The sequence below is a fragment of the Candidatus Cloacimonadota bacterium genome (assembly GCA_020532355.1).
Classification (GTDB): Bacteria; Cloacimonadota; Cloacimonadia; order Cloacimonadales; family Cloacimonadaceae; genus UBA5456.
Map to the genome: position 1 here is coordinate 1 of JAJBBD010000132.1, position 3,775 is coordinate 3,775.

Here is a 3,775-nt window from a genome sequence, read left to right on the forward strand (position 1 = left end):
ATGGTATCGCCAATGGCAGTGTAATCAAAGATCTGTTCACTGCCCAAATTTCCCACTACAGCAAAGCCTGTATTGACTCCTATGCCAATCTCAAACCCTTCTTTGCCCTCTGCTTTCCATCTTTCCTGCAGTTCATTCATTACATCCCGCATCTGAAGTGCCACCTTGCAAGCGCTTAACGCATGATTGGGCAAAGGCACCGGCGTACCAAACAGTGCCATAATCTCGTCACCCACAAATTTATCCAGAATACCTTTGTTTTCCACAATCACATTCACCATAGCAGTGAGGTATTCTTTAAGTATATTAACTGTCTCTTCCGGACTATGGTTTTCGGAATATGTAGTAAACGAACGGATATCCGAAAACAGAACGGAAATCTCCTGTAAAGAGCCACCATAGCTAAGTTTCTTGGGGTTTTTAAGCAGTTCCCCTACCAATTCCGGCGCCATATATTGTTGGAATGCTTGGCGAATAAAGCGTTTTTCTTTTAGGGAATCCAGATAATGACAGATGATGCTGGCTATATAAATGAGAACCATCGCTAGCACCGGTTGAACCATGGGAATGAGGAAGTTTTGGTGGATAAACAATTGATATCCCGCTAAATATACCATTGCTACCAATAATAAAAGCGCTAAGGCAGAAAGTTGGGGTTTTAGTTTGCGGAAGACAAACCAAAAGAGGAATATCAGGATAAACTCTATTAATAAAAATAATAAGGGATCAATCCCCTGTAGATATTCACCATTGCGCACCATCTCGATGAAATTGGCGTGTATTTCAACCCCGGGAGTCCATTCTCCCCCAAAAGGAGTAGGAAATTTATCGTGAAGTTCATCAACGGTTGCCCCAATTAAAACAATCTTGTCCTCAAGAATTCCCGATTCTGCAATATCATAAAACTCATCAAATTCTAAACCCTGATAACCGGGCATTGCCATAGTAGAATCGTCTATCACACTGGCATAGGATAGAGCAGGGAATGTGCCTGCGGGTCCGTAATAATTGATAATTGCCTTATTATGGGAGTAAATTGGAATTCTGTATGGTGCAACCCGCAGTTTATTCTCCGCCACACCTATGTGATCTGCCCATGAGTTTTGATATATTCGGCTATTGCCCAATGCCGCTACGCCAATGCTATAAAATGCTTTATTATCTAGGGTTTCAAAAAGAGTATATTTGCGGATGGCATTGTCCGAATCTGAATTCATATTTACCACACCCCAAGGAATGTTATATTCCATGATAGGTGTTATTGGTGTTAGCAGCTGATCAGGATCGTTATGGGTTTTACCATGTAACACTTTACCCGCAAAAATTACATTGCCATATTTTGCTGCAGTATCTGCTAAAAGCCTATCTGCTTCGGGATAGCGAGAGCTTTCGGTAAACTCTACGTCGAATACAATCAGTTTAGCGCCAGCGAGACTAAGATTCTCAATCAGTTTGGCATGGTAGTCTCTCGGAAAGGGCCACGTCATATCCAAAGCGCTAAAACTGGCGTCATCTATGGCAATTAGAACTACTTCTCCACTGGGCTCACGCTCATCACGAAGTTTGAACAAGCTATCTTGAGCTTTGTATTCTAAAGAACTGAAGACCGGAAGCAAAAAAACTATCTTGACTAGTATTAGTAAAACAACGGGTATAAAAAAATAGCGATATCGAGTCATTACAAAGCTCCTTGTGGAAAGAACGAAGCGTGACTATCTGGTCACGCTCCGTATACTATTTGATGAATAATTAGAATCTTTGAGTAAGGCACAACCGGAAAGTTGTAGCATCGTAATCGGCATCGCCATAATCCTTTTTCTTGTAATTCTTCAAGCCCAAATCTGCCGTAACGGTCATGTTGTTGATGGGATAACTTTCTACGCCGAGATTGAAGTAATTATAAGTTTGAGAATCATAATCGCCGGAAAGGCTGGTGTTTCGATATGATACATAGGGGTTTAGGCGATTTTCCCAAAGCTCATAATAGGCCTTAAGAAAGAAACTGGAGTTTTTGCTGGTTGCATTGCCCAGCTTGTCCTTATTGCTTGCAGTAGCAAATGAGATTTGCGTTCTGAGGGGAAGCATTAAGTAGCTATTATTCATGGTAAAAGCTAAACCATTATTGGCGTTTTCGGTAATCTTTTCCACGTTTTCATCAGGCTTACGCTCGCTCTCACTTGAACCTAAACGATAACTAATATCTACTTGGGTTGGTACCTGAGGTATTTGAACAATGTTATATCCAATGCCAAAACTCATATTAAGTGCTTTGCGGTTATAAGGTTCAAACTCGCTGTCGATATCCGGATTGTTTTTGTTCTTACCAGTAGAGCTATTTAATGAAGCCTTGATATATGGCATATTGGGGTAACGCAAGATAGCTTGAGCAAATATGTTTTGATATGAGTTTGTTTCACTCTTGTGCTTCATTAAGTTGTCTTCGGTAGTACTGAAACCGCCGGACATGGTTAACAGATGCCCCAGAGTATACTGATCGGTTATAGAAATAACCTTAGTATCGTTAAGTTGATTGTATGTACCTAAAGAATTGAAAGCAGATCCGGTTTCTGTATATTGCACGTTGAGGAAATTATTCAGGAAATACATTCTCAAATATCCTGTCCAAGCCACATTAGCCTTACTTGGCAGGAAGGGCTCCATGTTCTTGTTTATCACAAAATAATCGGCGTAATCTGCTGGGTCAATATCGACCAGGTCAATCCCATAATCATCCAGTTCTTCACTGCTGATAGGACCGGGAATAGTATTATTATTCAAGATGCTACCGGCAAGTTCAATGCCCGCCATTACGTTTTGATCTGGTACATTGAGTTGCATATCCAAAGCCACAACCGCATTATCCTGTGCTTTTACGTTATAAGCAGTATCGCCGTTGTCGTCTGTATACTGATAAACACCCTTATCTAAAGAACTGATAATATCGCGATAGCGAGTTCCAGTAACGCCAAGGCGGAAACTCTGATCGTTGCCAAACTGCAATCTGGCACCTATCGCTTCCTGCTTGAAAGTACCGGATGCATTAGTGCCGAGTATTGGATCAGCTTCTGTCTTAGTTTTCCTAATAGATTCACCATGAGCCCAGCTAAGTTCTAGATACCGGGTGTGAAATCTGCTGTATAAACCGCGAATGTTTTTCCCAGACATTGTAAATTGTGAAAGACTGGGCGAGTAGTCTCCAAAGAAAACATCCAGCATAGGTATTTGAACACCAAAAGTATAGCGATTTACTGGTTGTTTATTTTTGTCTTCCAAGCTGGATACAAGCAAGTTGGCTTGAAGGTCGGCAATTCCATAACTACCATATAAATCTGTCCAAGTTCTGTAATCATCGTCCGGATCGCTAAAAGCATTGTCTTTATTCGAAACGCTATACATATTAGCAGAGAAATTAACCGAACCTCTGTAAGTAAAAGGCAATTGAGGTTTTTGCGATCCCGGTAGTACTTGAGTTATCCAAGTATCGGAATAGACTTCTGCTCCCTTAACTTTGGCTGTTACCATCGCTTTTTTGATGCCATCTTGCGGACGGTCTTCCCTGTATACCAATACAGATTCCCCAATCTCAGAATCGTGGGTAACATCTCTATCGCCAACAAATACACGAATGCTTTTAGGATCTAAATCTCCACTGAGCGCAAGGTAACTAACAGCCAACACATAACCGTCATCAGCGGAAACGGAGCTCTCATCCGAAACCAGTACAAAGCCTTCGGTAAGAGAACCTTTGGGAGCATTTAGCTTGATGGTGTACAAA

At 41.4% G+C, this 3,775-nt stretch carries 2 protein-coding genes; both read right to left on the minus strand.

What is annotated here, in order from left to right; genetic code table 11:
• Positions 1 to 1,679: adenylate/guanylate cyclase domain-containing protein (locus LHW48_04665; protein ID MCB5259754.1), on the minus strand; the 1,679-nt coding region annotated here is incomplete at its 3' end.
• Between the two features lie 70 nt (positions 1,680 to 1,749).
• On the minus strand, positions 1,750 to 3,775 hold a 2,026-nt coding region (locus tag LHW48_04670; GenBank protein MCB5259755.1), incomplete at its 5' end, for a hypothetical protein.